We start from the raw sequence: 26157 nt of genomic DNA, 5'->3' as shown, positions 1-26157 counted from the left end.
CGCGTTCATCCGTGATGGCGATGATCATCTTGGCGCACGGCTGGCATGATGTTGGCGGGGGAGACCAGCTGCAGCAGACAGCCTTCGCGCGGCGCATCCCTGTCGCTGGCTGCCCAGACGGGCAGTTCCATCAAGGGTTCGAGTGCTTCGGCCAGCTTGTCCTGGCCGGCGGCCGACATCGGCGTCATCGGCAGGCGCAATGCGTCGCGCACCTTGCCCTGCATGGCCAGCGCCGCCTTGACGGGAGCGGGATTGGGTTCGGCAAACAGCAGGCGGATGACGGGCAGCATGGTCTTGAACAGGGCGCCGGCGGCGCCGTGGCGGCCCTGCCTGACGAGGTGGTACAGCTGCGCATACAGGTCGGGGCGCACCTGGGCGGCGGCCGACATGGCGCCGTGGCCGCCCATGGACAGGCTGGCCAGCAGCAGCGCGTCGTCGCCGCACAGCACGTCCAGGCGGGTGTCGAGCAGCAGTTCGCCCAGCTGCTGCAGCTTGCCGCCCGCTTCCTTGATGGCGACGAAGTGCGAGTCGCGCGCCAGCAGGGCGGCCGTCTGCGGTTCGATGTTGACGCCTGTGCGCGCCGGCACGTTGTACAGCACGATGGACTGGTCGGTGGCGGCGGCGATGGCCTGGAAGTGGCGCACGATGCCGTCCTGCGACGGGCGCACATACGCGGGCGCCGAGACCAGCAAGCCGGCCAGCGGATGGTCGTTGTAGTGCTGCACGGCGGCGACGACGCTGCGCGTATCGCTGCCGCCGACACCCATGACGACGGGGAAGCGGGGGCCGACGGCTTCGAGCACGCTGTCGAGCAGCATGGTCTGTTCGGCGGCGCTCAGCATGGCCGCTTCGCCCGTGGTGCCGCACACCACCAGGCCATCGATGCCGCTGGCGGCCAATTCGCACGCGAGCTGCTGGGCCGCGTCGAAGTCGATGTCGCCATCGCCGTCGCAAAATGGCGTGACCATCGGCACCCAGATGCCCTGGAAGTGCGCGGTGATGCGCGATGACGACATCGCCTGCTCGCAGGAATACTGGTTCATAGCGATTTCCCCTGGCTGATACGGCCAAATTCCGCCGCCGGCAGCAGGCGCATGACGGCATCCATGGTCAGACGCAGGGCCGGTTCCGTCACGCACAGCCAGACCTTCATGCGTTCGGCATGGTCGACCGCCTCGACGCGCATGAACGACAGCATGCCGCCGCAGGTTCTGACGACCAGCTGGCGCAGCTCGGCCAGGCAGGACTTGTCGACCGTGATGTGCATGAGGAAGGTGGGCAGGCGGGGATGGCGGTGGGGCAGTGCTTGATGCGCTTGATGCGTTTGCAGGCGTGAATGGGGTTCCATGGTGGCTTTGCAGCGGTGGTTGAGGTACGTTCAAGATTAGCAGCGGGGGCGTAAAGATTCTCTAAAAAGCGGGGCCCCCGGCGTAAACGGGCTGTATGCATGCGGCGCGAGTGTGTTGCGCAGATACCCCGCGCGTGGGCTTTTGTTACAAAATTGAATCGTGCTTTCGGAAGCAGGGGTTTATATTGAAAACGTCTCCGCTTTCAGTCAGCCTTGCCATGTCAGACGAAAAAGATCCCCAGCAGCCCCCATCCACCGATCCCGCAGCGCCAGCGCCGTCCCGGCCCGACCGGGTAGGCCGCCGGGCGCCCGACGATGAGCACCGCGCGCACGACGCCGCCCCCCGCTACCTGAAGGATAACGATACACCGCTGGCGCTGGCCTGGCGGGTGATCTCGTCGCGCTACCGTTCCATGCGCGACAAGGCCAGCCGCGATTTCATGCGGCGCACCCTGCGCATCGGCATCTCGGCGCGCATTTTCCATCCGGAGCCGGGCGCCACTGGCCTGCGCAGCAAGAACCTGCAATACCTGGAAGAGTCGATCGCCCAGTGGGTCATGTCGCGCGACGTGCTCGTGTTCATGATCCCGACGGTCAATACCAGCGGCCAGCTACACCCGAGCAACATCACCCTGCGCCACTATGCGCGCCATCTGGACGGCCTGGTGCTGCAGGGTGGCGCCGACGTCTCGCCGCAAACGTATTCCGAGGCGGCCACGCGGCCCGAATGGAACGGCGACCGCGCGCGCGACCTGTACGAGCTGGAACTGCTGCACGAATTCGTCGACGCGGGTAAACCCGTGCTGGGCATTTGCCGCGGCTGCCAACTGATCAACGTGGGCTTTGGCGGCACCCTGTACCAGGACATCGCCTCGGACGTGGCAGGCGCGGCCTCCCACGTCAACGACCTGTATGATCGCCACCGCCATACCATCGTCTTCCCGAAAGGCTCGTCCCTGGCGGGCATGTTCCCGAAGACGGGCGAGGCGCTCGTCAATTCCATCCACCACCAGTCGGTCAAGGACCTGGGGCGCGACGTCACCGTGGAAGCGTATTCGCAAGGGGACAATATCGTCGAGGCCATCCGCTACCAGCGGGCGCGCTTCGTCATGGGTTTGCAGTGGCACCCGGAATTCCATTCGGCGGGCGGCGTCGAGCTGCTCGATTGCACGCCCATCCTCGATAACTTTTTGCGCGCGGCGCGGGAGACGCGGTTTTGAGTACGCACCTGATCCGCCGGCGCGCCGTGCTGGCCGGCCTGCTGGCGCTGCCCCTGGCGGGCTTGCGCGCGGCACCGCGCCCGCATGAAGGTGCGCTGCCGTTTGCGCTGACGTCCGCCGCGCGCGCCCGCACGCTCAAGGCGCGGGTGGCGCCGGCCATCGCGGAACAGGTGGTCAAGGCGGCACGCAAGGACGCGGCGCGGCCCGTGCACCTGATGGCGGAAGTGCGCACGGGCGGCTTGCTGAAGGGAGAGGGCGGGCGCGAGACCAGCCAGCAGGCGCAGGAAGACTGGCGCCAGGCGCGCTTGCAGGCGCTGGCCTGGCGGCTGTCGGGCGAGATGCCGCATTTCGAGGCGGCGCGCCAGCTGCTGCTGGCCTGGAGCGGCAGCTATCAGCCCTCGTTCAGCCCTGTCGACGAGACGGAGCTGGCCAGCCTGCTGATGGGTTTTGATTTGGTACAGGAGCGCTTGAACGGCGTCGAGCGCGATCAGGTGCAGGCGTTTTGCCGCACCCTGGCGCAGGGGTATCTGAGCGATCCGATCAAGGTGGGAGGCCCGTCCACGGCGCGCAACAACTGGCACAGCCACCGCATCAAGATCGGCACGGCCGCCGCGTATGTCACGGGCGACGCCCTGCTGGTCGCGCGGGCGAAGGAACGCTTCCTGGCGCACGTGCCGCGCAATATCGGCGCCGGCGGCGTGCCCTTCGACTTCGAGCAGCGCGACGCCCTGCATTACACCACCTACAGCCTGGAGCCGCTGCTGACGACGGCCCTGATGGCGCAGGCGCATGGCGACGACTGGTATGGCGCGCCGGAAGCGCGGCGCCTGGCCGAGGCGCTGGCCTGGCTGGCGCCGTATGCGCAGGGCAAAAAGACGCACGAAGAGTTCGCGAAAAGCGCCGTGCCCTTCGACCGCAAGCGCGTGGCGGCCGGTGAAAAGGGCTTTACGGGGAACTGGGAGACCAAGGGCGCCGCCAATGTGTATCTGCTGGCGGCGCGCTTCGATCCCGCTTACCTGCCGCTGGCGCTGGAATTGCGCCCGCCAGCCTGGGCGCTGGCGCTGTATGGAAGCTGATTAAAACTTCGTGCGCACGGTGAACATCACATTGCGCGGTTCGCCGTAAAAGCCCGTCTGGAACAGGCCCAGGCCCGTGAAGTACTTCTTGTCCAGCAGGTTGTTGACGTTCAGGCTGGCCGTGACGTTCTTGCTGATCTCGTAGCGGGCCATCAGGTTGAGCAGCGCGTAGCCGCCCTGCTTGATGCGTGAATAATCCTCGATGGCGGGGTTCCAGATATTGCCGTAGTAGCTGCTTTGCCAGTTGATGCCGCCACCGACGGTCAGCTTGTCCAGGCTGGCCGGCAGGCGCCACGAGCCTTGCACGCGCACCAGGTGTGCAGGCTGCGTGGTTTGCAGCATGGTGGAAAAGACATCCTTGCCATCCGCGTCGCGCACGTGGGTGTAGGTATAGCCGGCGCTCAGCTTCACATCCTTCATCACTTCACCCGTCACTTCCATTTCCACGCCGCGGCTGGTGACGCCGTCGATGGCTTGATACGCTTCCTCGCCGTTGACTTCACCCACGGAGCTGGCCACGTTGCTCTGGCGGATCTGGAACAGGGACGCGCTGGCATTGACCTTGCCATCGAGGTATTCGGCTTTCACGCCTGCCTCGATACCTTTGCCGCGCACGGGCGACAGAAACCGACGGTTCACGTCGCGGTTGCTCTGCGGAGCGAAGATGCTCGTATAGCTGCCGAAGAGGGAATACGTCTTGTCGAGGTCATACACGACGCCCGCATACGGCGTGATGACGTTGCTTTCCTCGATGCGCGAGGTGATGCGTGCGGTCTTGGGGTCGAAGAAGCTGCGGTCCTGCTCCTGCCTGTAGTTGCTCACGCGTGCGCCGACGATGACGGACAGCGCATCGGCCGGATGCAGGCGCACGGCGCCATACAGGCCGCTCTGGCGCGTGCTGTCGTTGTCGTTGCCCAGGCGGCTAAATGCGGGTTCCGCATACTGGCCGCGCCAGTCGAAATAGCTGCCTTCGACGGGTGGGTAGACCGATTCGTAGACGGGGCCGTCCTGCTTCGCGCTGGAATGGGAATAGCCGAGCATCGCTTCATGGCGGCGGCCGAAGGCGGTAAACGGCCCGCTGGCGTCGACGTTGACGGTGGTCTGGTGGCGGTCGCCCTTGTATTTACCCATGAAGAAATAGGCGCCTTCGCCCGTGACGGGGTCGGGATTGCCGCCGCTGGCCGAACCGAGCACGCTGTCATGCTTGCTGCGCAGCTGGTTGGCGCTCAGTGTCAGTTTCCACGCGTTGGCGAACGTATGTTCGAGCGATGAGAACAGCGTGGTGTTCTGCATGTCGCGGCGGCTCCAGCCGGTGGCGGGATTCCACGCGGTGGGGAAATCCGTGCGCGAACCGTCGGCCAGCAGCACGGGGAAGCCCGTCCAGGTCGAGCCGCGCGGCTTGTAGTCCTGGTACGTGAAGCCGGCCGTCAGCAGGGTCACGGGTGTCAGGTCCGCCTCGACGATGCCGTAGGCGACGGATTTCTGCTGCGTGTAGCGGTCCAAGTAGGAGTGTTTGTCCTGGTAGGCGCCGACCAGGCGGCCGCGCACCGTGTGGCTGTCGTTCAGGGGACCGGAGACATCGGCTTCGCCCCGGTAATTGTCCCACGATCCCGCGCCCAGGGTGGCCGAACCCTCGAAGTGGGCTGTGGGGCGCTTGCGCACCATGTTGACGGTGGCCGATGGGTCGCCCGAGCCGCTCATCAGGCCCGTCGCGCCCTTCAGCACTTCGATGCGGTCGTAGATGGCCATGTCGCTGTTGGTCGTGCCCCAGTCGTAGACGCCGTCATAGATGGCCGACACGCCGTCGTACTGGAAATTGGTGACGGCAAAGCCGCGCGCCTGGAAGCTCCAGCGGTCGCTGTCGTAGTTTTGCACGCTCACGCCATTGACGTTCTTCATGACGTCGGAGACGGCGTTGCTGTTCTGGTCATCCATCTGCTGGCGCGTGACGATGGTCAGCGACTGCGGCGTTTCGCGCTGGCTCAGGGCCAGGCCCGTGGCGCCACTGGCGGGGCCGCCCGTATAGCTGCCCGTGCCGCTGGTGGCGGCGCTGCGCTCGGCCGACGCTACCACGGTGACGCCGCTCATGACGGCCATGCCGCGGCTGTCCGCCGTGGGAGTAGTTGCGCCGGCGGGGATATTTTGCAGCAGGTAGCCGCCATTCGATTGCGGCACGGCTTGCAAGCCGCTGCCGGCCAGCAGCACGCGGAAGCCATCGTGCAGGCTGTAGCTGCCTTGCAGGCCGGCGCTGCGCAAGCCTTGCGTGGTATCGCTGGAGAACGACAACAAAATGGCGCTGTCGCTGCCGAAGCGCGTCAGCACGTCGCCCAAGGAACCTGCGGGGATGCTGTAGCTGCGCACTTGCCGGCTTTGCGCCTGGGCGGATGCCGGCAGGGCCAGGGCCATGCCGATCTGCGCCAGGGCGCAGGCCAGAACGGTACGGGTAAGGAGGGAACGCGAAGCGTGGTGCATGGAATAAAGCCTTTCGTGGATGCGCAAGATGGAGACTGCCTATCTTCCAGGTCACGCGAGCACGGTAAAACAGCTCACTTTGCAGAAAATATTTTTCAGCGGGCCGCCAGTTCGATGCGCACCACCTGATGGCCCCAGAAGCGCGTGATGGTATTGCGCCGCAATTGCTGGCTGGCGCTGACGGCATCGACGATGGCATCGACGTCGGCCAGCGGGTAGGAACCGGACACGCGCAAACCGGCGACGGCGGGCGTGCAGCCCAGCGGATGGTCGCTGTAGCGCGACAGCTCGGCGAGGAAATCTGCCAGGCGCATGTCGCGCGCCACCAGCATGCCATTTAGCCTGGCGCCGCCATACGGCGCCAGGGCATGGCGGTGATAACCGTCACTGTCGAAATGGGCGCCTTCGCCGGGACGCAGCAGCAGGCGCTGGCTGCCGTCACCGCCCAGCACGGCGACGGCCCCTTCAAGCACGCCGGCGCTGGCATAGCCATCGTGCAGGCGCACGGTGAAACGCGTGCCCAGCGCCTGCAGGCTGCCGTGCGGCGTGCCGACGAAGAACGGGCGCTGCGCCGCATCCTTGCCGGTGGCGATGAAAATTTCGCCGGCCAGCAGGTCGATGCGGCGCTGCGCGCCGTCGAAAGCGATATTCACGGCGCTGTCGGTGTTGAGCGTGAGCTGCGTGCCATCGTTCAAGGTCACCACGCGGCGCTGGTTGATGCCCGTGCGGTAATCGGCCGTCCAGCCGCGCCATGGGCTGCGGCGTTCGAACGCATACAGCGAGGCGCCGCAGGCCAGCAGCAGGGCCAGCGTCTTGACGGCATGGCGGCGCGGGGCGTTGGCTTGCACGCAGGCGCGCAGCAGGGTCGCATGCATGGCGGGCGGCAGGTGTTCATGCTGCGTTTGCAGCTGCTGCCATGCCTGCGTGGCGCTGCCGGCCCGCTGCAGATGGCGTTTCACGGTAGCCAGCGAGATGCCGAGCTGGCGCGCGATATCTTCCTGCGGCAGTTCGTCGAGCTGGCGCAGTAAAAAAGCCCGTTTGACGGGAGGCGGCAGGCCGTCGAGCATGCGGTCCAGTTCAAACACGGTGGCCAGCAGCAGCGCGCGTTCCTCGGGCGAGGGCGCATGCAGGGACGGCAGCTGCGCCAGCACGTCGAGGTACGCCTGTTCGAGTTTCTGGCGGCGGTAATGGTTGAACAGCACGCGCTGCGCGACGGTGGCGAGCAAGGCGCGCGGCTCGCGCGCGGCGACGGCGTCTTCGCGGTCGAGCAGGCGCATGAAAGTATCGTGCGCCACATCGGCCGCGCACGCCGTGCTGCCGAGTTTTTTACGCAGCCAGCCCTGCAGCCAGCCGTGGTGGTCGGCATACAGTGTCGCGATGTCCTGGCGTTGTAGCGGCTCTGCCAGCGGCATCGCATTCCCTTTGCATTTTTAAACAATAATAAGAATCATTCTCATTGTAGCAAGCAGGAGAAGGGGTTGTAAATGAGGGGGAGGCGCGGTGTGGTTTTTTGGTTGGCGAACGGTAGGTCGGATTAGGTCCGAAGGACCGTAATCCGACAACATGGTTGGCAGCGCCAGTCGGATTACGCCCGACGGGCTAATCCGACCTACGTTGCCAGGCAGCGTAACGTCAGTAGTTCATGGGCTCGCCACGGAAGCAGCGGATCGCCGAATCGACCATGCCCTCGGCGCTGCCCTGCAGACTGTGCTGCTTGCGCAGGTATTGCGCGTCGCTCCACTGCTTGGCCACGTCCGACAGGTGTTTCAGGGCCGGCGTGCTGCCCAGCGCCTCGGCGTGCGGCTCCATCTTGCGCAGCGTGGTCATGATGTCTTCGCGCAGCGACATCGTTTCGTAGGTTTTCGGATGCGTGATGGCGCCATCGAGGCCGAAGCGGCAGGCCTGGAAGCGGTTGTAGTTATAGACGAGGTAATCGTCTTCTACCGGCGGCACCTCCTTGCGTTCGAGCAGGTAGCGGCACAGCGCCTGCAGATAGGCGGCCAGCGCGGCGGCCCGCTCCACCGTCAGCGGCGTGTCGCACACGCGCAGTTCGATGGTGCCGAATTCCGGCTTGGGACGGATATCCCAGTAAAAATCCTTCATGCTCTTGATGATGCCCGTGTTCTCCATCTTGGCGAAGTACTCGTTGGAGAACTGGTCCCAGCTCAGCGTAAACGGCGCGCGTCCGCTCATGGGAAACGCGAACACGGAGTTCAACCGGGCCGAATCGAACAGGGTATCGCGGCCCTGCACATAGGGCGAGGAAGCCGACAGGGCGATGAAATGGGGGATGTAGCGGTTCAGCGAATGCAGCAGGAACATGGCGTCGTCGCCCGAGGCGCAGCCGATGTGCACGTGCTGGCCGAAGATGGTGAACTGCTTGGCCAGGTAGCCGTACAGTTCCGAAATCTCCTGGAAGCGGGGCTTGGAAAAGATCTTTTGCGACGACCATTGCTGGAACGGGTGCGTGCCGCCGCCCGCGATGCCGATATTGAGCTTGTCGCCGGCCGTGATCAAGGTGTCGCGGATTTCCTGCAACTGCTCCAGCAGGGGACCATGATGCGTGTGCACGCTCGAGTTGATCTCGATCATGCTCTCGGTGATTTCCGGCGTGACGTTGCCGGGAAACGGCTTTTTATTCAGCAAATGCAGCAGGTCGGGGCTGGCGGCCGTCAGGTCATAGTCCGACAGGTTCACCAGTTGCAGTTCGAGTTCGACGCCGAAGGTCAGCGCGGCCGATTGGCCAAAGGGTTCCAGCGGCATTTAGCGCTCCTTGATTTCGTGGGTTTCTTTGGCCAGCATCAGTACGCGCTGCACCAGCACGGGTCCGATCAGTTCCAGGCCCAGGGTGATGGCGGCCAGGGCGTTCAATTCGTCGCCGAAGTTCACGCCATGCTGGCGCGCGTGTTCGAGCAGCAGGATGATGAAGACGGAGACGGGTGTCAGGGCCACCCCCGTCAGCACGCCCTTGCGCCAGGAAATGCCGCTCACATGCGAAAACGCGGCCACGCCGGCGACCTTCGTCAGCAATCGTCCGCCGACGACGGCCAGGGCCAGTCCCGCGCCGGCCGTCACGCTGGCCCATTCCAGGGTCGAGGCGGCATACACGAACAGCAGCACCGTCAGCAGCTCGCCCATGGCGCCGAAATTGCGCTGCGCCTGGCTGAAGGCGACCCTGCGGTGGCGCGCCACCAGGCCGAAGGTGAGGGTGGCCAGCAGCGGCGACAGGCTGGTGGTGTAGGTCAGGGCGACGAGCAGCATCACCGACAGCGCGAAGGCCACGGTGGCGTCCTGCGCCATGTTGCCCAGGCGGCGCAGCATGGCCGGCACGACGATGCCGAAGACGGTGCCGGCGGCCACGGAGGCGGCCAGCACGGCGGCGCTGCTGCTGCTCGCCTGGATCAGGTCGGTGGAGCTCTGGAACATCCAGAAGCCGACGATGATATTGAACGTGAAGACGGCCAGCACGCAATTGAGGGCGGTGAGGTGGACGATGCGTTCCGTCACCTGGCCCGAGCTGCGTTCCTCGTTGATGACGCGCATGATGGTGGCCGGCGAGGTGGACATGGCCAGCGATGCCAGCAGCAGCGCCGTCATCGAGGTGCTGCCGAATTCGATGCCGATGAAGTAGACAACGGCAAAGGTCAGCAGGGATTCGACCAGGCCCGTGACGGCGATCCACGGATTGTTCTTCAGCCAGCGCAGGTTGATGCGGTAGCCCACCTCGAACAGGATCAGGCCGAAGGCCACGTCGGCCAGCACCAGCATGGGGCCGGCGTCCGTCTGCGGCAGGATGCCTACCTGCGTCTGCGCGAGGACGAAACCGATCACGCCGTAAAAACTGATGCGCGGCAGGCCCGTCCAGCGGTGGCCGAATTCGCCCACCACCCAGGCCAGGGTGATGGCGAACGGCCAGGACAGGTCGGCGGCGATCGAGATCAGACTTTGCATGCTCATTCCTTTGAAAATGGCGCTGGCACCGGCCGGCAGCACGGGGGCTGGCGCGGCAAGGGCGTGGTGCAGCGATGGTGCATGGTTTGCGCAGAGCGCTGCGCCGATTCTACCGGAGCAGAAGGCGCGCACGATGTGCGCAATCGAACAGTGTCGCGACCATGGCGGCCGCGCACGGGATGCAGCAGGGTGGGGCAGGGCTGGTATCGGCGTATGGTACCCGCCCGTGGCGGAGATGCTCCGCACGGTAGTGCCGTGTCGCAGTGTACGGCATGGCGGCCCCATGCCGCCATGGACTTTTTGTTGCGTGCTTTTATTTACTGAGCAGACGCATGCCCCGTTCCAGCCCGTCGATCGACAGGGGGAACATGCGGTTGTTCATCAACTGGCGCATCACGCCGATCGACTGGCGGTACTGCCACAATCCTTCCGACTCGGGATTGAGCCAGATGAATTTCGGGAACGCCTGGGTAAAGCGTGCCAGCCACGCCGATCCCGCTTCCTCGTTGTTGTATTCGACGCTGCCGCCCGGCTGCAGGATTTCGTAGGGGCTCATGGTGGCGTCGCCGACGAAAATCAGTTTGGTGTCGGGCGGGTACTTGCGCAGCACGTCCCAGGTGGGAAAACGCTCGGCGTTGCGGCGCCGGTTGTTCTTCCACAGGTAGTCGTAGACGCAGTTATGGAAGTAAAAGAACTCCATGTTCTTGAATTCCGTCTTCGCGGCCGAGAACAGTTCCTCGGTGCGCTCGATATGGTCGTCCATGCTGCCGCCCACATCGAGCAGCATCAGCACCTTGATGCGGTTCTTGCGCTCGGGCCGCATCCTGATGTCGAGGTAGCCCGCGTTGTTGGCCGTGGCGGCGATGGTGGCGTCCAGCGCCAGCTCGTCTTCCGCGCCTTCGCGCGCGAACTTGCGCAGGCGGCGCAAGGCCACCTTGATGTTGCGCGTACCCAGTTCGCGCTCGCCATCGTAATCCTTGTAGCTGCGCGCTTCCCACACCTTCACGGCCGTGCGGTTGCCGCCCTTGCCGCCGATGCGGATGCCTTCCGGATTCGTGCCGCCATTGCCGAACGGCGAGGTGCCGCCCGTGCCGATCCACTTGCTGCCGCCCTCGTGGCGCTCCTTCTGCTCTTTCAGCAGCTCGTTCAGGCGGTCCATCAGCTTGTCGTAGCCGAATTTTTCCAGCTGCGCCTTCTGCTCCTCGGACAGCTCGCGCTGCATGCGTTTGAGCAGCCAGTCGAGGGGAATGGCCGCATTCGTGTCGAAAGCCGCATTGACGCCCTTGAAGTACTGGGCAAAGGCGCGGTCGAACTTGTCGAAATGGGCTTCATCCTTGACCAGGGTCAGGCGCGCCAGATAGTAAAAATCGTCCATCGAGGCGTCGATGACGTTCTTTTGCAGCGCCTCAAGTAGGGTCAGGAATTCCTTGATCGAGACGGGAATCTTCGCATCCTTGAGCGTGAAGAAGAAATCGATCAGCATGGCGCCCGCTCTCCCGCGCGGGGCAGTGCGGCGATGGGACGCTGCGCCAGCTTGTAGCGCAGGTGGGCGGCAATTTCCGGCCACTCGCCGCGCGTGATGCTGTACATGACCGTGTCGCGCACGGTGCCGTCGCGGCGCAGCGCGTGGTGGCGCAGCACGCCGTCCTTTTTCGCGCCCAGGCGTTCGATGGCCGCCTGCGAGGCGTGGTTGAAATTGTCGGTGCGCAGGCCCACCAGCGCGCAGCCGAGCGTGTCGAAAGCGTGCGCCAGCAGCAGCAATTTGCAGGTAGTGTTGACGTGGCTGCGCTGGCAGCGCTTCGCATACCAGGTGTAGCCGATTTCCAGGCGTTTGATCTCGGGCACCACGTCGTGGTAGCTGGTGGTGCCGAGCACCTCGCCGCTGGCCACGTCGATGACGGCAAAGGCGAAGCGCGTGGGGCGCATCTCGATGCCCTTGAAAATGTACTGGTCCACCTGGTCCGGCTCGGGCACGGAGGTGACGCGCAGATTCCACAGTTCCCCATCCATGGCCGCCGCGCGCAAGCCGGGCGCGTGGTGCGGCGCCAGCGCTTCGAGACGGATGCCGTGCAGTTCCAGGGGGACGAAGACCTTGTCCGGGCTGATGTCGTTCACCGGCGCTCCTTAGCGGTTGGTGCGCGACATGAACATCAGACGCTCGAACAGGTGCACGTCCTGCTCGTTTTTCAGCAGCGCGCCGTGCAGTGGCGGCACGACGGCCTTGTTGTCCTTGCTGCGCAGCGCTTCGGCCGGGATGTCCTCGGCCAGCAGGAGTTTCAGCCAGTCGAGAAATTCCGACGTCGACGGTTTTTTCTTCAAGCCCGGCACGTCGCGCACTTCATAGAAGGTTTGCAGCGCCTGCGCCAGCAATTCCTGCTTCAGGTGCGGGTAGTGGACGGCGACGATCTGCTCCATCGTATCCTTGTCCGGGAATTTGATGTAGTGGAAGAAGCAGCGGCGCAGGAAGGCATCCGGCAACTCCTTCTCGTTGTTCGAGGTGATGATGACGAGCGGGCGGTGGCGCGCCGTGACCATTTCGCGCGTTTCGTACACATAGAATTCCATGCGGTCCAGTTCGCGCAGCAGGTCGTTCGGGAATTCGATGTCGGCCTTGTCGATCTCGTCGATCAAGAGCACCACCGGTTCGGGCGCCGTGAACGCCTGCCACAGCACGCCCTTGACGATGTAGTTCTGGATGTCGCGCACGCGCTCGTCGCCCAGCTGCGAGTCGCGCAGGCGCGACACGGCGTCATATTCGTACAGGCCCTGCTGCGCCTTGGTGGTCGATTTGATATGCCATTGCATCAGCGGCATGTTCAGCGCGGCGGCCACTTCCTCGGCCAGCATGGTCTTGCCCGTGCCTGGTTCGCCCTTGATCAGCAGCGGGCGCTGCAGGGTCAGCGCCGCATTCACGGCCAGTTTCAGGTCGGCGGTGGCGACATAGCTGTCGGAACCTTCGAAGCGTTGGCCTTGCTGGGTGTGCTGTGCTTGCATGAGCGGTCTGCCAAAGTGGGGAAATGGTGAGTATAAACAGAACTGTGGCGCGGCGTCACGCGGACGGCCTGTGCCTGCCTGCCTACAATGCGGGTTTTATAGGTGGACTTGCAAGAATATCTTGGCTAGAATCGGCAAGCAGCAGATTAATTGTCAACCTTAATTGTCAACACATAAAATCAATAAAAACCAGCTCTGGCGTTTCTCCGATTACCTTTGTTCACATTGCCACTATGAAAAAAATATTTGCACTTCTCGTGCTTGCCGGCATAGCAAATGCCGTCACAGCGGCTGACATTGTAGGAAACGCCAAGGCAGCGACTGCCAAGGTGGAAATGTGTATCGGCTGCCATGGCATTCCCGGTTACAAGGCGACCTTCCCCGAAGTGTTCCAGGTGCCGATGATCGGCGGCCAGCCGGCGAAATATATCGAGAATGCGCTGCAAGCCTACAAGAAGGGCGACCGCAAGCACCCCAGCATGAAGGGCATCGCCAGCAGCCTGTCGGACCAGGATATCGCCGATGTCGCCGCGTACTATGCGCAACAAGCCAAGCCGAACTGAGGACCAGCCAGATGATGAAAACACTACTCGCCGCCCTCGTTTGCGCCACCGTCTCGTTGTCCGCCAGCGCCGCCGGCAATATCAACACGGGCAAGGCCCTGGCCGAAAAATACAGCTGCGCCACCTGCCACGGCAAGGATTACGGTTCGCCCATCGACCCGTCGTACCCGAAACTGGCGGGCCAGCACAAGGACTACCTGGAACACGCTTTGACGGCGTACAAACGGGGCGACAAGGCCAACGGCCGCAACAACGCCATCATGACGGGCCAGGTGAAACCGCTGAGCAACCAGGACATCAAGGACCTGGCCGCCTACCTGCACAGCCTGCCGACCACCCTGGTCATTCACCGCTGAGTTTTAGCCCGGGTCAGGCTTTCAAGCCGACCCGGCGCGCCAGCTTATGTAAATTGCTGGCGTCCAGCCCCAGCTGGCGCGCCGCGGCGGCCCAGTTATCCTGATGCAGCACCAGCGCTTGCCGGATGGCCTGGCGCTGGCTCGCTTCCACGATCTGATGCATGGACAGCGGCGCCGCCGGCATGCCGCACGCGGCCGGCGCAGGCGGCGGCGCGTCCGCGCCGGCCGGCGCTTCCAGCGCATCGAGGTCGAGCATATCCGTTTCCAGGGTCACGATGTCCTTGCGGTCCGCGCCGCGGATCACGGCTTTCAGCGCGGCCCGGCTGATCACATGTTCCAGTTCGCGCACGTTGCCCGGCCAGCGGTAGTGGCACAGCGCGTTTTCCGCCGCGGCCGACAGGCGCAGGCTGCGCAAGCCCAGGCGCGCGCGGTTCAGTTCCAGGAAACCGCCCGCCAGCAGCAGCACGTCATTGCCCCGCTCGCGCAGCGGCGGAATCGGCACGGGATACACGGATAAACGGTGATACAGGTCGGCGCGGAACGAGCCGTCGCGCACATGCTCGCGCAGGCTGCGGTTGGTGGCGGCGATCACGCGCACGTTGACCCGGCGCGGCCGGTCCGCGCCCAGGCGCTGGATTTCGCCATTTTGCAAGGTGCGCAGCAGCTTGGCCTGTATCGACAGCGGCAATTCCCCCACTTCATCGAGAAACAGGGTGCCCCCCTCGGCCGCCTCGAAACGGCCGGGCCGGTCGCTGACGGCGCCGGAAAACGCACCGCGCACATGGCCGAACAATTCGCTCTCGGCCAGCGATTCCGGCAAGGCCGCGCAATTGACGTGGATCAATGGCTTGCCCGCGCGGCGCGACAGCCGGTGCAGGCGGTGCGCGCACAATTCCTTGCCCACGCCCGTCTCTCCCAGCAGCAGCACGGGCAGTTCGGAATCGGCTACCACCTGCAATTCGTGCAGCAAGTGCGTGATGGCGCTGCTCTGGCCGACGAAATCGTGTTCCTCGCGCGGCGCCTGCGCATCGGCCAGCATGGCGCCGCCCGACAGGCGCAGGGCGCGGATTTCGCTCTCCAGACGGGTCACGCGCACGGCCGCCTCGATGGCGCAGGCCAGCTCGCCGAGGTCGCGCTGGGCCTGCGTATCGAAGGTGCCCACCCGCAGCGCGTCGAGCGTGATCACGCCCCAGCGTTCGCCCTCCAGGTCCAGCGCCATGCCCATGCAGTCGTGCACGGGCAGCGGTTCGCCGGCCCGCTCGGCGATCAGGCCATCGTAGGGATCGGGCAGGGAGCTGTCGTGATGGAAGCACAGCACGCCGCGCCGCTGCAGGATGGCGGCCAGGCGCGGATGGTCGGCGACGGCGAAGCGGCGTCCCAGCGCATCGCTGGCCAGGCCGGCCATCGCCACGGGGCGCAGGTGCTCGCCGTCGAGCTTGAGCAAGGCCACGGCCTCGCAGCCGAAGTGCGCGCGCAGGCTGCCCACCAGGCGCTGCAGGCGCACGGCCACGGGCAAGTCGGCGACCAGGTCGGTGAGCAGCAGCAGGTGGATGGCGGTGGTGGTCATAAGTACCATGCAGGGTACAACGAACCACGACAAACAAGGGTCATTACGACCCTGCATTTTTCAAATCGTTGATTTAAAACAAGTTTTTCCTGGCACACGGATTGCCTAGGTAAGGGGGCCGAACCGGCATACAAGACCAAGGAAAGCCTGATGAAAACGACTCCCTCCCTCCGCGCCATTGCCGCCGCCGTCTGCGTCCTGGCATTCCCTCTGTCCGTGCAAGCCCAGGCGAGCCTGCCGGCCGGCGCCGCCGCCACTGCGGCCAAACCTGCCGCCGCCGCCGCGCTCAAGCGCTATGAACTGCAAACCAATATCGTCGACGGCAAGATGGTATTCATCGATGCCAAGGGCCAGGTCAACCCCGTGCTGGCGGCCAAGGTGGGCGACACGGTCGAACTTGTGCTGAAAAGCGGCGAAGGCGCCGAGCACGACCTGCTGATCCCTGAACTGAACGTGGCGTCCGCCAAGTTCAGCGCCAATAGCGGCAGCACCACCGTGCGTTTCAAGGTCACGCGCGCCGGCACGTTCACCTATTACTGCTCGATTCCCGGCCACCGCCAGATCGGCATGGAAGGCAAGCTGGAAGTGACTGGCACCTCGCTGGCCGAGACGGCGGCGCCTGCCAGCGCAGCCGGCGAGTCGAGCCAGGCGGCCGCGCTAGCCCTGTACACGCCTGCGCCGTCGCCGATGCGCGGCCCCGATCCCTCGGCCGTCAGCGTGGCCGCCAATCCGGCGCACGTACCTTCCGCCATCGGCGCGCGCGCGCCGCAAACCCTGAAATACCGCATGGAGACGGTGGAACTGCCGGGCAAGCTCGATGACGGCACCAGTTTTACGTATTGGACCTTCAACCGGCAAGTACCGGGCCCGATGCTGCGCGCCAAAGTGGGCGACACGGTGGAACTGACCCTGTTCAATGCCAAGGACAGCAAGATGATCCATTCGATCGACCTGCACGCCGTGACGGGCGGCCATGGCGGCGGACAGCACACGCAGGTGGCGCCGGGGCAGGAAAAAACGGTGACCTTCAAGGCGCTCAATCCGGGCCTGTTCGTCTACCACTGCGCCACGCCGCTCGTGCCGCAGCATATCGCGGCCGGCATGTACGGCATGATCCTGGTCGAACCCGAAGGCGGCCTGTCAAAAGTCGACCGCGAGTACTACGTGATGCAGGGCGAGATGTACACGGGCCGTCCGCACGGCGCGCCCGTGCACCAGGAACCGAACCTGGAAAAAATGGCCAATGAACTGCCCGACTACTACGTCTTCAACGGCGAAGTGGGCGCCCTGAGCAAGACGCACAAATTGCAGGCCAAAGTCGGCGAGACGGTGCGCATCTATTTCGGCGTCGGCGGCCCGAACAAGATTTCATCGTTCCACATCATCGGCGAGATCTTCGACAAGGTGTACAGCGAAGGCTCGATCAGCAGCCCGAAAAACGACGTGCAAACGACGCTCGTCGCACCGGGCGGCGCCACCATCGTCGAACTCAAGGTACAGCACCCCGGCAGCTATCTGCTGGTCGACCATGCGCTGTCGCGCGCCGGCAAGGGTGCCGTGGGCGTGCTGGAAGTGACGGGCGACCCCGTGCCCGGCGTCTACCACGCGGGCGCAGTCCAATAAAACACCCCCCATTCATCCTCAAGGAGCATCTATGGAACTGATCGAACAATCTCTGGGCCAGCTGGCCCGCCGCATCCCTGGCGCCACGCGCCTGTTCGATGCGCACCGCCTCGATTTCTGCTGCGGCGGCAACAAGACCCTGCGCGCGGCGGCCGAAGCGGCCGGCGTGGACACGGCGCCCATCGTCGAGGAACTGCAAGTGCTGGCCGGACGCGCAGATGCCAGCGGCGAGCGTGACTGGCAGGACGCCTCGGCCACCGAACTGGTGGAACATATCCTGGCGCGCTACCACGCCGTGCACCGCGAGCAGCTGCCCGAGCTGATACGCCTGGCGCGCAAGGTCGAGCAGGTGCATGGCGACCGCGCCGACTGTCCGCACGGGCTGGCGGAACACCTGTCGGCCATGGCTCAGGAACTGGAAAGCCATATGCGCAAGGAAGAAGACGTGCTGTTCCCCATGATCGTGCGCGGGCAGGGGCCGCGAGCCGGCGCGCCCATCAACGTCATGCGCATGGAGCATGACGACCATGGCGTAGCCTTGCGCGCCATGGAGGCAATGACGAACGATATCACCGCACCTGGCGGCGCCTGCACCACCTGGCGTGCGCTGTACACGGGCTTGCGCACCTTCCGCGAAGACCTGATGGCGCACATCCATACTGAAAACAATATCCTGTTCGAGCGCTTTGCGCCGGCTGCGGTGCACTGACAAAGGAAAGACCCATGGGTCCCTACAAAAAACTCTGGTTCACCCTGATCGGTGTGCTGATCGTGACGTTTTCGCTGCTCGGCTACTACGGCACGGAAGTGTACCGGCAGGCGCCGCCCATTCCCGCGCAAGTGCTGGCGCAGGACGGCCGTCAGCTGTTCGACCGCGAGGGCATCCTCGACGGCCAGACGGCCTGGCAATCCGTCGGCGGCATGCAGCTGGGCTCCATTTGGGGCCACGGCGCCTACCAGGCGCCCGACTGGACGGCCGACTGGCTGCATCGCGAACTGACGGCCTGGCTGGAACTGGCCGCGCAGGAACAGCATGGCAAGGCGTACGCGGCGCTCGACGGCCCCGCGCAGGCGGCGCTGCGCGAAGCGCTCAAGCTGGAATACCGCGCCAACCGGGTCGACGATGCGCAAGTGCTGCGCCTGTCGGCGCGCCGCGTGCAAGCCATCGCCAACACGGCGCACTATTACGACCAGCTGTTCTCCGACGCGCCTGCGCTGCACGCCAGCCGGGAGCATTTCGCCATGAAGGAAAACACCCTGCCCAGCGCCGAGCGGCGCGCGCAGATGACGCGGTTCTTCTTCTGGACGGCGTGGGCCGCCGCCACCGAACGTCCGGGCCAGAAAGTGACGTATACGAACAACTGGCCGCACGAACCGCTGATCGGCAACCAGCCCAGCGGCGAAAACCTCGTCTGGTCGGTCGCCAGCGTGGTGGTGCTGCTGGCCGGCGTGGGCTTCCTCGTCTGGGGCTGGGCCTTCTTGCGCGACCACGACGAAGCGCTGCCGGCCGCCGGTGCGCGCGATCCGCTCACCACGTTCGCGCTGACGCCTTCGCAGCGCGGACTGGGCAAGTACCTGTTCCTGGTGGTGGCGCTGTTCATCTTCCAGGTCTTCATCGGCGGCTTCACGGCGCACTACACGGTGGAGGGGCAGCAGTTCTACGGCATCGACGTGTCGCGCTGGTTCCCGTATGCGCTCACGCGCACCTGGCATATCCAGGCCGCGCTGTTCTGGATCGCCACGGGCTTCCTGGCCGCCGGCCTGTTCCTCGCGCCGCTGATCAATGGCGGCAAGGACCCCAAGTGGCAGCGCCTCGGTGTCGACGTGCTGTTCTGGGCGCTGGTCGCCGTGGTGGTCGGTTCCTTCATCGGTAACTACCTGGCCATTGCGCAAGTGATGCCGCCCGAATGGAATTTCTGGCTTGGCCACCAGGGCTATGAATATGTGGATCTGGGACGCCTGTGGCAAATTGGCAAATTCGTCGGCATCCTGCTGTGGCTCGTGCTGATGCTGCGCGGCGTGGTGCCGGCCCTGCGCCAGCCGGGCGGCGACAAGAACCTGCTGGCGCTGCTGACCGCGTCCGTGGGCGCCATCGGGCTGTTCTATGGCGCCGGCCTGTTCTACGGCGAACGCACGCACCTGTCGGTGATGGAATACTGGCGCTGGTGGGTGGTGCACCTGTGGGTGGAAGGTTTCTTTGAAGTGTTCGCCACCACGGCGCTGGCCTTCATCTTCTCGACCCTGGGCCTGGTGTCGGTGCGCATGGCCACGACGGCCAGCCTGGCGTCGGCCTCGCTGTTCATGCTCGGCGGCATACCCGGCACCTTCCACCACCTGTACTTTGCCGGCACCACCACGCCCGTGATGGCCATCGGCGCGAGCTTCAGTGCGCTCGAAGTGGTGCCGCTGATCGTGCTGGGGCATGAAGCGTGGGAAAACTGGCGCCTGAAGGAGCGCGCGCCGTGGATGGAGCAGTTGCGTTGGCCCCTGATGTGCTTTGTCGCCGTCGCCTTCTGGAACATGCTGGGCGCGGGCGTGCTGGGCTTCATGATCAACCCGCCCGTGGCGCTGTACTACATCCAGGGTCTCAACACGACCCCCGTGCATGCGCATGCGGCGCTGTTCGGCGTGTACGGCTTCCTGGCGCTGGGCTTTACCTTGCTGGTGCTGCGCTACCTGCGGCCCGACTACCGCTTCAGCCCTGCGTTGATGAAGACGGCGTTCTGGGGCTTGAACGCGGGACTGGCGCTGATGATCTTCACCAGCTTGCTGCCGATCGGCATCATCCAGTTCCACGCCAGCGTGACGGAGGGCCTGTGGTATGCGCGCAGCGAAGGCTTCATGCAGCAGCCGCTGCTGCAGAACCTGCGCTGGATACGCACCTTCGGCGACGTGGTCTTCATCGTCGGCGCGGTCGCCATGGCGCTGCAGGTGGTGCTGGGATTGATTGTAAGAGGGCCTGCACAGGCCTTGCCGCAGCGCATGAAGGAGGCAGTAAAACCGATGTGAGGTAGTACTGGCACAACACCTGGCAAAACCGTAGCGAGCGGCAGCGATTTGTGGCTAAGAAGCGCAACCGTACTTTAGTACGGGGGCGCCGAGCCGGTGGGCATCGCAGGCCGCAAAGCGCGACGCGCAACAGGTTTTGACAGGTGTTCCTACCGGCGGCGCACGCAGTCGATATACGCATCCGTATCGGGCGGCAAGCCCGAGCGCTGGGACGCCCAGATCATCTGGCCCAGGCATTCCATCACTTCGTGCTGGGCCGCATGGGCCGAATCGAGGCGCTGGGTCAGTTGCTGGACGGCCGGGCGGATGCCGCGCGGCTGGTCCACCTGCACCTGCTCCGTGATCGACAGATGCATGGACAGGTGCAGGAACGGGTTGGCTTGTCCCCCTTCGACGGAATAGTCGCGCGCCAGCGCCGCTTCGACATCGGAGAGCTCGTTTTCATACTCGGGATGTTCGAGGATCCAGTCGAGCGCGATGGCTTCCATCGGCGTGAGGATCTCATGGGCGCGGTGCTTGCGCAAGGTGTCGCAAAAGAAGCGGCGCACATCGTCGGAAGAGGGGTTGAACATGGCTGAAGGACTATGGCTAAAGGGCAGCCGGCATTGTACCGCGTAGATACGCAAAGGGCATCGGGGATGCCCTTTTTGCCGTCCGGCTTCCGCGTGCATGACCCGATAGTCACCGCAATTTAATACCCTGGAGTAAGTATTATCCACTACCGCCGCAGCCCGGCGGCGCCAAATAACGGTGATAAAATCGCCGCTCTTGATATTTGCTCTGGACACGATGGCGATTTTGTTGCCATTCCGTGCTTCCATTGCCCGCACCTTTGCCACCAGATCTTGCTCCTGGCTTATCCCGGAGCGCGGCAGCATGCCTATCACCATCAACCTTGACCTGTCCGGCCGCCCTGGCGTTCCGGCTGGCCGGCTGTTTTTCATTCAACACAGCGATGGTGCCGCCACGGTGGCGCGCAAGAATCATCCTTCAGTATTCATAAACGGAGTTACGTATGCGTAAATCGCTATTACTTTTGATGTCGTGCCTGATCCTGGCGGCATGTGACAAGACCCCTCCGGCCTCGTCCGAAAAACCGGTCGACGTGCTGCTGATCGGCGCCGGCACCATGAGCGCCACCCTGGGCAGCATGCTCAAGGAACTCGATCCGTCGCTGACGATGGAAATGGTCGAGCGCCTCGATTCCGTGGCCGCCGAAAGCTCGGACGCGATGAATAACGCGGGCACGGGCCACTCGGCGTTTGCCGAACTGAACTACACGCCGGAAGCGGCCGATGGCAGCATCGAGACCAAGAAAGCCGTTGCCATCAATGAGCAATTCGAGATTTCCAAGCAATTCTGGGCCTATCAGGTCGCCAACAAGCACCTGGGCGCACCGCAGACCTTCATCAACAATGTGCCGCACATGGCCTTTGTCTGGGGCGACGACAATATTGCCTTTTTGAAGAAGCGCTACGCCGCGCTGCAAAAGGAAAACCTGTTCAAGGGCATGCTGTACTCGGAAGACCAGACGCAGATCGCGCAATGGGCGCCGTTGGTCATGCAAGGCCGCGACAAGGGCCAGAAAGTGGCCGCGACGCGCATGGATATCGGTACCGACGTCAATTTCGGCAACCTCACGCGCGGTCTCGTGAAATACCTGACGGATAGCCATGGCATGGTCCTGCACCTGCGCCACCAGGTGGAAGACATCCAGCGCGGCGCCGACGGCGTGTGGAACGTGACGGTGAAAGATTTGAACGCGGGCACGGAAAAGACCATGCGCGCCAAGTTCGTCTTCATCGGCGCCGGCGGCGGTTCGTTGCCGCTGCTGGAAAAATCGGGCATTCCTGAAGCCAAGGGCTACGGCGGCGTGCCGGTGGGCGGCCAATGGCTGGTCACCACCAATCCGGAACTGGTGGCGGCGCATGCGGCCAAGGTGTATGGCAAGGCGTCCGTCGGTTCGCCGCCGATGTCCGTGCCGCACCTGGACACGCGCATCATCGATGGCAAGAAAGCCCTGCTGTTTGGCCCATTCGCCACCTTCTCGACGAAGTTCCTGAAAAACGGTTCGTGGATCGACTTGCCTGCCTCGATCGGCACGGGCAATGTGAAACCGATGCTGCAAGCAGGTTACGACAATATTCCGCTGACGAAATATCTGGTGGAACAGGTCATGAACACGCCGGAAGACCGCCTGAAAACCCTGCGCGAGTACTTGCCGAACGCCAAGATGGAAGACTGGACCCTGCAAAACGCGGGCCAGCGCGTGCAGATCGTCAGGGATGACCCAGTCAAAGGCGGCTTGCTGCAGTTCGGCACGGAAGTCGTCGGCGCCGCCGATGGCAGCATCGTTGCCCTGCTGGGCGCTTCGCCAGGCGCCTCGACCGCGCCGCCGATCATGATCAAGGTGCTGCAAACGGCATTCAAGAGCCGCCTGGCCACGCCGGAATGGCAGGCGAAGATGGTGGAAATGGTGCCGTCGTATGGCCAAAAGCTGAACAACGACCCGGCCCTGGCCAACAAGATCCGCCACTACAGCAGCAATATCCTGGGTCTGAAAGCCATCACGCTCGATGTGCCAAGCGCCGCGCCGGCGCCGGCGGCAAATTAAATCAGCCTGACCGGCAGGGGAGTTTCCTGGCGGCATGAAAAAAAGGGGCAGCCTGTTCAGGCTGCCCCTTTTGCGTGGGAGAGTGCGTTCATTGCGGCGGACTACCCCTTGCCCGGCAGAATCAGCTCCGGCGTACACCCTTCGGCGGCGATGCCGTCGCAAGGCTTGGCCAGTGCCGCGCCGTCCTGAGCCCGTGGCGCATGGGGCTGGCGCAGGTAGCGCGACGTGTGGCGGTGCGCTTGCTGTGCGTTGCCATGCACGGGCCAGGTCAGGAAGCGGGACAGCTCCTGCAAGGCGCGCTGGTACACATCGCGTTTAAATTCAATGACGACATCGAGCGGGACCCAGTATTCATGCCAGCGCCAGGCGTCGAACTCGGGATGGTCGGTCAGGCGCAGATTGACGTCGTTATCGCGCGCGCACATTCTCAGCAGAAACCAAATCTGCTTCTGGCCACGGTAATGGCCGCGAATCTCGCGCTTGATGAAGTGGTCTGGCACTTCATAGCGCAGCCAGTCGCGGGTGCGGCCGACAATTTTGACGTGTTCCTGTCTGAGTCCGATTTCCTCTTCAAGTTCGCGAAACATGGCTTGTTCCGGTGTTTCGCCATATTTGATACCGCCTTGCGGAAACTGCCATGAGTGCTCGCGCACCCGCTTGCCCCACCACACCTCGTTCTGGGCGTTTAGCAGGATGATGCCGACGTTGGGCCGAAACCCTTCACGGTCGAGCATAATGCACCTCAAACTTTCTGCGACAGAGCGTCCTTTTTACATAATTACCCACAACTTCGCAAGCCGGTGACCTTTTCGGGGTGCGAAAAGCGCCGGAATCGCACCAATTGAGCGCATTTGTGTAAAGTATGGACGCATCAGCCAGCTAATCCTTTAAAATTAGGTTGATTATAACCCTCTCTTTTTAAAAAGAATTCACCGTTATGCGCGCCTCCCGTTTTTTTATTTCCACACTTAAAGATGCACCTTCTGACGCGGAAATCGTCAGCCACCAATTGATGATGCGTGCAGGCATGATCAAACGCCTCGGTTCCGGCATCTATACCTACATGCCGATGGGCTTGCGCGTGATCCGCAAGGTGGAAGCCATCATCCGTGACGAGATGAACAAAGCCGCCGCGATCGAACTGCTGATGCCGCTCGTGCAGCCAGCCGAACTGTGGCAGGAGACGGGCCGCTGGACCAAGATGGGCGACGAACTGATGCGCGTGAAAGACCGCCACGGCCGCGAATACGCGATCCAGCCGACATCGGAAGAAGTGATCACGGACGTCGTGCGCACGGAAATCAAGTCCTACCGCCAGTTGCCGCTGAACTTTTATCACATCCAGACCAAGTTCCGCGACGAGCGCCGCCCACGCTTCGGCCTGATGCGCGGCCGCGAATTCACCATGAAGGACGCCTACTCGTTCGACCGCGACCTGGCCGGCATGCAGGCGTCGTACAAGATCATGTTTGACGCCTACACACGCATCTTCACGCGTTTCGGCCTGCAATTCCGCGCCGTGGCGGCCGACAACGGCGCCATCGGCGGCTCCGGCTCGCATGAATTCCACGTCATCGCCCACACGGGTGAGGACGCGCTCGTGTACTGCCCGACCTCCGACTACGCCGCCAACATGGAAGCGGCCGAAGCGCTGCCGCCAGCGGGCGAGCGTCCGGCAGCAAGCCAGGCGCTGACGAAAACGGCCACGCCGGACACCGTCAAGTGCGAAACCGTGGCCGCCCTGCTGGGTATCGATCTGTCGCAAACCGTGAAAACCATCGCCCTGACGGTGGAAACGACGGGCAAGGACGAGAAAGTCACGAAACAGCATTTCATGCTGCTGCTGCGCGGCGACCATGAGCTCAACGAGATCAAGGTGGGCAAGGTTGCCGGCCTGGCCGGTCACCGTTTCTCGACGGAAGCGGAAATCCTGGAAGTCTACGGCACGATTCCCGGCTACCTGGGCCCGATCGGCACGAAGGCACCCGTCACCGTGGTGGCGGACCGCACGGTCGCCCACATGAGCGACTTTGTCTGCGGCGCGAATGACGCCGGTTTCCACTACACGGGCGCCAACTGGGGCCGTGACATGGCCGAGCCTGCCATCGTGGCCGACTTGCGCAATGTCGTCGCCGGCGACGCCTCGCCGGACGGCCAGGGCACGCTCGCCATCGAGCGCGGCATCGAGGTGGGCCACGTGTTCCAGCTCGGTACGGCGTACTCGGAAAGCATGAAAGCCACCTTCCTCGACGAAAACGGCAAGCCTGCGCCGCTGCAGATGGGGTGCTACGGCATCGGCGTGACGCGCATCCTGGGCGCCGCCATCGAACAGAACTTCGATGACAAGGGCATCATCTGGCCCGCCTCGATCGCGCCATTCGAGGTCGTGCTGTGCCCGATGGGCATGGACCGCAGCGAACTGGTCAAGGAAGAGACGGAGAAGCTGTACGCGGCACTGCAAGGCGCTGGCGTCGATGTCATCGTCGACGACCGCGGCTTGCGTCCAGGCGCCATGTTTGCTGACTGGGAACTGATTGGCGTGCCGCACCGCATCGTCATCGGCGAGCGCGGCCTGAAAGAAGGCAAGCTGGAATACCAGGGCCGCCGCGATGCGGAAGCGACCGGCGTGGCGCCGGACGAGATCGTCGCCTTCATCCAGGGCAAAATGGCGCAGTGAAGCGCCTATCCGTAAGCAAGACGGCCGGCGCGCTCGCGCTGGCCGCCTGCCTGGCCTGCGCTCCCCTGGCGCAGGCCGGCAACCAGAAAGAGGAGGCGCTGGCCGACTCTGTCCGCCTGGCCCTGTCGCATGCGATCCGCGACGAACGCCCGCCGCAGCCCAAATTTGCCACTTCCGCCGACTTGCAGCGCTACCAGCAATGGCTGGCGCAGATGTCGCAACGCCTGCAGCGCAAGCTGCCGGACGCCCAGCTGCGCACGGAATTCCTGGAAACCGTCTGGTACGAATCGCGCCGCGCGGGTCTGGAGCCGGCCCTGGTGCTGGGCCTGATCCAGGTCGAATCCGCCTATCGCAAATACGCGGTCTCGCTGGCCGGCGCGCGCGGCTACATGCAGGTGATGCCGTTCTGGACGGGCGTCATCGGCGACCACGACCGCAGCAAGCTGTTTCACATGCAGACGAATCTGCGCTACGGCTGCGCGATTTTGCGCATGTATCTGGATATGGAGCGAGGCGATTTGTATCTGGCGCTGGGGCGGTATAACGGCAGCCGGGGCAGGGCCGAGTATCCGAATGCCGTGCGGGCGGCGTGGCGGCAGTGGGAATTCAAATGAGGGCCGGGGTCAGCCCCCCCCCCTCGACCGTTAGCGCAAGCCCCTGAGTTGGCGGCATTGAGGGGCTGACCCC

Annotated in this window: 23 protein-coding genes and 1 pseudogene; 11 read left to right on the top strand and 13 right to left on the bottom strand. The window is 64.1% G+C overall.

Annotated features, from left to right (window positions below; translation table 11 throughout):
- Nucleotides 1–5: 5 nt before the first annotated feature.
- The gene (dapA, locus tag ACQ4W4_RS06280; protein ID WP_436541232.1) at nucleotides 6–1043 is read right to left on the bottom strand and encodes a 4-hydroxy-tetrahydrodipicolinate synthase; all 1038 of its coding nucleotides are present in this window, start codon (nucleotides 1041–1043) and stop codon (nucleotides 6–8) included.
- Nucleotides 1040–1348 carry a hypothetical protein gene (locus ACQ4W4_RS06275; RefSeq protein WP_243136064.1) on the bottom strand — a complete coding sequence of 103 codons (309 nt, stop codon included), beginning with the start codon at nucleotides 1346–1348 and terminating at the stop codon, nucleotides 1040–1042. Before ACQ4W4_RS06275 ends, dapA begins: the two co-directional genes overlap by 4 nt.
- Nucleotides 1349–1566: 218 nt before the next feature.
- Between ACQ4W4_RS06275 and ACQ4W4_RS06270 the strand changes: the two genes are divergently transcribed.
- Together ACQ4W4_RS06270 and ACQ4W4_RS06265 are read left to right on the top strand one after the other, a co-directional pair.
- Complete coding sequence (locus tag ACQ4W4_RS06270; protein ID WP_436541231.1) at nucleotides 1567–2568, top strand: gamma-glutamyl-gamma-aminobutyrate hydrolase family protein; 1002 nt, start codon at nucleotides 1567–1569, stop codon at nucleotides 2566–2568.
- Nucleotides 2565–3644, top strand: a complete 1080-nt coding sequence (locus ACQ4W4_RS06265; RefSeq protein WP_436541230.1) for an alginate lyase family protein — start codon at nucleotides 2565–2567, stop codon at nucleotides 3642–3644. The genes ACQ4W4_RS06270 and ACQ4W4_RS06265 overlap by 4 nt, the downstream gene beginning before the upstream one ends.
- Here ACQ4W4_RS06265 and ACQ4W4_RS06260 read toward each other — a convergent pair whose 3' ends face one another.
- From ACQ4W4_RS06260 to ACQ4W4_RS06225, 8 genes and pseudogenes are all read right to left on the bottom strand, one after another.
- Nucleotides 3645–6116, bottom strand: coding sequence for a TonB-dependent siderophore receptor (locus tag ACQ4W4_RS06260; RefSeq protein WP_436541229.1), 2472 nt, complete (start codon nucleotides 6114–6116; stop codon nucleotides 3645–3647).
- Nucleotides 6117–6211: 95 nt separating this feature from the next.
- Nucleotides 6212–6991 carry a FecR family protein gene (locus tag ACQ4W4_RS06255; protein WP_436541543.1) on the bottom strand — a complete coding sequence of 260 codons (780 nt, stop codon included), beginning with the start codon at nucleotides 6989–6991 and terminating at the stop codon, nucleotides 6212–6214.
- A gap of 54 nt (nucleotides 6992–7045) precedes the next feature.
- Nucleotides 7046–7528, bottom strand: a pseudogene (locus ACQ4W4_RS06250) (sigma-70 family RNA polymerase sigma factor); the annotation flags it as partial.
- 220 nt (nucleotides 7529–7748) lie between these two features.
- Nucleotides 7749–8879 (bottom strand): YbdK family carboxylate-amine ligase, encoded by a 1131-nt coding sequence (locus tag ACQ4W4_RS06245; protein ID WP_219327933.1) that lies wholly within the window; start codon nucleotides 8877–8879, stop codon nucleotides 7749–7751.
- On the bottom strand, nucleotides 8880–10067 hold the full coding sequence (locus ACQ4W4_RS06240; protein WP_436541228.1) for a cation:proton antiporter: 1188 nt from the start codon (nucleotides 10065–10067) through the stop codon (nucleotides 8880–8882).
- Nucleotides 10068–10380: 313 nt separating this feature from the next.
- Nucleotides 10381–11550 carry a vWA domain-containing protein gene (locus ACQ4W4_RS06235; protein WP_436541227.1) on the bottom strand — a complete coding sequence of 390 codons (1170 nt, stop codon included), beginning with the start codon at nucleotides 11548–11550 and terminating at the stop codon, nucleotides 10381–10383.
- On the bottom strand, nucleotides 11544–12182 hold the full coding sequence (locus ACQ4W4_RS06230) for a GNAT family N-acetyltransferase (protein ID WP_436541226.1): 639 nt from the start codon (nucleotides 12180–12182) through the stop codon (nucleotides 11544–11546). The genes ACQ4W4_RS06235 and ACQ4W4_RS06230 overlap by 7 nt, the downstream gene beginning before the upstream one ends.
- Nucleotides 12183–12191: 9 nt before the next feature.
- Nucleotides 12192–13061 (bottom strand): AAA family ATPase, encoded by an 870-nt coding sequence (locus tag ACQ4W4_RS06225; protein ID WP_034746522.1) that lies wholly within the window; start codon nucleotides 13059–13061, stop codon nucleotides 12192–12194.
- Between the two features lie 233 nt (nucleotides 13062–13294).
- Here ACQ4W4_RS06225 and ACQ4W4_RS06220 point away from each other — a divergent pair, with 233 nt between their 5' ends.
- Together ACQ4W4_RS06220 and ACQ4W4_RS06215 are read left to right on the top strand one after the other, a co-directional pair.
- A complete protein-coding gene (locus tag ACQ4W4_RS06220) occupies nucleotides 13295–13624 on the top strand; it encodes a c-type cytochrome (RefSeq protein ID WP_092796428.1) in 330 nt (109 codons plus the stop codon).
- 14 nt (nucleotides 13625–13638) lie between these two features.
- The gene (locus ACQ4W4_RS06215; protein ID WP_215409088.1) at nucleotides 13639–13980 is read left to right on the top strand and encodes a c-type cytochrome; all 342 of its coding nucleotides are present in this window, start codon (nucleotides 13639–13641) and stop codon (nucleotides 13978–13980) included.
- 13 nt (nucleotides 13981–13993) lie between these two features.
- Here ACQ4W4_RS06215 and norR read toward each other — a convergent pair whose 3' ends face one another.
- Complete coding sequence (gene norR / locus ACQ4W4_RS06210; RefSeq protein WP_436541225.1) at nucleotides 13994–15547, bottom strand: nitric oxide reductase transcriptional regulator NorR; 1554 nt, start codon at nucleotides 15545–15547, stop codon at nucleotides 13994–13996.
- A gap of 150 nt (nucleotides 15548–15697) precedes the next feature.
- Between norR and nirK the strand changes: the two genes are divergently transcribed.
- From nirK to ACQ4W4_RS06195, 3 genes are read left to right on the top strand one after another with little or no spacing between them, the layout of a single operon-like run.
- Complete coding sequence (gene nirK / locus ACQ4W4_RS06205; protein WP_436541224.1) at nucleotides 15698–17170, top strand: copper-containing nitrite reductase; 1473 nt, start codon at nucleotides 15698–15700, stop codon at nucleotides 17168–17170.
- A 31-nt stretch (nucleotides 17171–17201) separates the two neighbouring features.
- Entirely contained in the window at nucleotides 17202–17879 is a 678-nt protein-coding gene (gene ytfE / locus ACQ4W4_RS06200; protein WP_326457682.1) for an iron-sulfur cluster repair protein YtfE, read from the top strand.
- Nucleotides 17880–17893: 14 nt separating this feature from the next.
- Entirely contained in the window at nucleotides 17894–20179 is a 2286-nt protein-coding gene (locus ACQ4W4_RS06195; protein WP_436541223.1) for a nitric-oxide reductase large subunit, read from the top strand.
- A 149-nt stretch (nucleotides 20180–20328) separates the two neighbouring features.
- On the opposite strand, the gene ACQ4W4_RS06190 is transcribed toward ACQ4W4_RS06195, so the two are convergent.
- Nucleotides 20329–20751 carry a DUF1841 family protein gene (locus ACQ4W4_RS06190; RefSeq protein WP_070218599.1) on the bottom strand — a complete coding sequence of 141 codons (423 nt, stop codon included), beginning with the start codon at nucleotides 20749–20751 and terminating at the stop codon, nucleotides 20329–20331.
- A gap of 304 nt (nucleotides 20752–21055) precedes the next feature.
- Between ACQ4W4_RS06190 and ACQ4W4_RS06185 the strand changes: the two genes are divergently transcribed.
- Both ACQ4W4_RS06185 and mqo read left to right on the top strand, forming a co-directional pair.
- Complete coding sequence (locus tag ACQ4W4_RS06185) at nucleotides 21056–21202, top strand: hypothetical protein (protein WP_409027832.1); 147 nt, start codon at nucleotides 21056–21058, stop codon at nucleotides 21200–21202.
- Nucleotides 21195–22793: a malate dehydrogenase (quinone) gene (mqo, locus tag ACQ4W4_RS06180; protein WP_436541222.1), complete on the top strand. Its 1599-nt coding sequence runs from the start codon at nucleotides 21195–21197 to the stop codon at nucleotides 22791–22793. The genes ACQ4W4_RS06185 and mqo overlap by 8 nt, the downstream gene beginning before the upstream one ends.
- 101 nt (nucleotides 22794–22894) lie before the next feature.
- Here the strand turns inward: mqo and ACQ4W4_RS06175 are convergent, their stop codons facing one another.
- A complete protein-coding gene (locus ACQ4W4_RS06175) occupies nucleotides 22895–23527 on the bottom strand; it encodes an RNA pyrophosphohydrolase (RefSeq protein ID WP_076566319.1) in 633 nt (210 codons plus the stop codon).
- 203 nt (nucleotides 23528–23730) lie between these two features.
- Here ACQ4W4_RS06175 and ACQ4W4_RS06170 point away from each other — a divergent pair, with 203 nt between their 5' ends.
- Together ACQ4W4_RS06170 and ACQ4W4_RS06165 are read left to right on the top strand one after the other, a co-directional pair.
- Nucleotides 23731–25470: a proline--tRNA ligase gene (locus ACQ4W4_RS06170; protein WP_436541221.1), complete on the top strand. Its 1740-nt coding sequence runs from the start codon at nucleotides 23731–23733 to the stop codon at nucleotides 25468–25470.
- Nucleotides 25467–26084 carry a lytic transglycosylase domain-containing protein gene (locus ACQ4W4_RS06165; protein WP_436541220.1) on the top strand — a complete coding sequence of 206 codons (618 nt, stop codon included), beginning with the start codon at nucleotides 25467–25469 and terminating at the stop codon, nucleotides 26082–26084. The genes ACQ4W4_RS06170 and ACQ4W4_RS06165 overlap by 4 nt, the downstream gene beginning before the upstream one ends.
- Nucleotides 26085–26157: the final 73 nt, after the last annotated feature.

The organism is Janthinobacterium glycogeni (genome assembly GCF_051380725.1).
Classification (GTDB): Bacteria; Pseudomonadota; Gammaproteobacteria; order Burkholderiales; family Burkholderiaceae_D; genus Janthinobacterium.
This window is presented reverse-complemented; position numbering and strand designations above follow the sequence as displayed.

Coding starts and splice junctions, on each gene's coding strand:
- dapA (WP_436541232.1), bottom strand. CDS start 1,043: ATGAACCAGTATTCCTGCGAGCAGGCGATGTCGTCATCGCGCATCACC.
- ACQ4W4_RS06275 (WP_243136064.1), bottom strand. CDS start 1,348: ATGGAACCCCATTCACGCCTGCAAACGCATCAAGCGCATCAAGCACTG.
- ACQ4W4_RS06270 (WP_436541231.1), top strand. CDS start 1,567: ATGTCAGACGAAAAAGATCCCCAGCAGCCCCCATCCACCGATCCCGCA.
- ACQ4W4_RS06260 (WP_436541229.1), bottom strand. CDS start 6,116: ATGCACCACGCTTCGCGTTCCCTCCTTACCCGTACCGTTCTGGCCTGC.
- ACQ4W4_RS06255 (WP_436541543.1), bottom strand. CDS start 6,991: ATGCATGCGACCCTGCTGCGCGCCTGCGTGCAAGCCAACGCCCCGCGC.
- ACQ4W4_RS06245 (WP_219327933.1), bottom strand. CDS start 8,879: ATGCCGCTGGAACCCTTTGGCCAATCGGCCGCGCTGACCTTCGGCGTC.
- ACQ4W4_RS06240 (WP_436541228.1), bottom strand. CDS start 10,067: ATGCAAAGTCTGATCTCGATCGCCGCCGACCTGTCCTGGCCGTTCGCC.
- ACQ4W4_RS06235 (WP_436541227.1), bottom strand. CDS start 11,550: ATGCTGATCGATTTCTTCTTCACGCTCAAGGATGCGAAGATTCCCGTC.
- ACQ4W4_RS06225 (WP_034746522.1), bottom strand. CDS start 13,061: ATGCAAGCACAGCACACCCAGCAAGGCCAACGCTTCGAAGGTTCCGAC.
- ACQ4W4_RS06220 (WP_092796428.1), top strand. CDS start 13,295: ATGAAAAAAATATTTGCACTTCTCGTGCTTGCCGGCATAGCAAATGCC.
- ACQ4W4_RS06215 (WP_215409088.1), top strand. CDS start 13,639: ATGAAAACACTACTCGCCGCCCTCGTTTGCGCCACCGTCTCGTTGTCC.
- norR (WP_436541225.1), bottom strand. CDS start 15,547: ATGACCACCACCGCCATCCACCTGCTGCTGCTCACCGACCTGGTCGCC.
- nirK (WP_436541224.1), top strand. CDS start 15,698: ATGAAAACGACTCCCTCCCTCCGCGCCATTGCCGCCGCCGTCTGCGTC.
- ytfE (WP_326457682.1), top strand. CDS start 17,202: ATGGAACTGATCGAACAATCTCTGGGCCAGCTGGCCCGCCGCATCCCT.
- ACQ4W4_RS06195 (WP_436541223.1), top strand. CDS start 17,894: ATGGGTCCCTACAAAAAACTCTGGTTCACCCTGATCGGTGTGCTGATC.
- ACQ4W4_RS06190 (WP_070218599.1), bottom strand. CDS start 20,751: ATGTTCAACCCCTCTTCCGACGATGTGCGCCGCTTCTTTTGCGACACC.
- ACQ4W4_RS06185 (WP_409027832.1), top strand. CDS start 21,056: ATGCCTATCACCATCAACCTTGACCTGTCCGGCCGCCCTGGCGTTCCG.
- mqo (WP_436541222.1), top strand. CDS start 21,195: ATGCGTAAATCGCTATTACTTTTGATGTCGTGCCTGATCCTGGCGGCA.
- ACQ4W4_RS06175 (WP_076566319.1), bottom strand. CDS start 23,527: ATGCTCGACCGTGAAGGGTTTCGGCCCAACGTCGGCATCATCCTGCTA.
- ACQ4W4_RS06170 (WP_436541221.1), top strand. CDS start 23,731: ATGCGCGCCTCCCGTTTTTTTATTTCCACACTTAAAGATGCACCTTCT.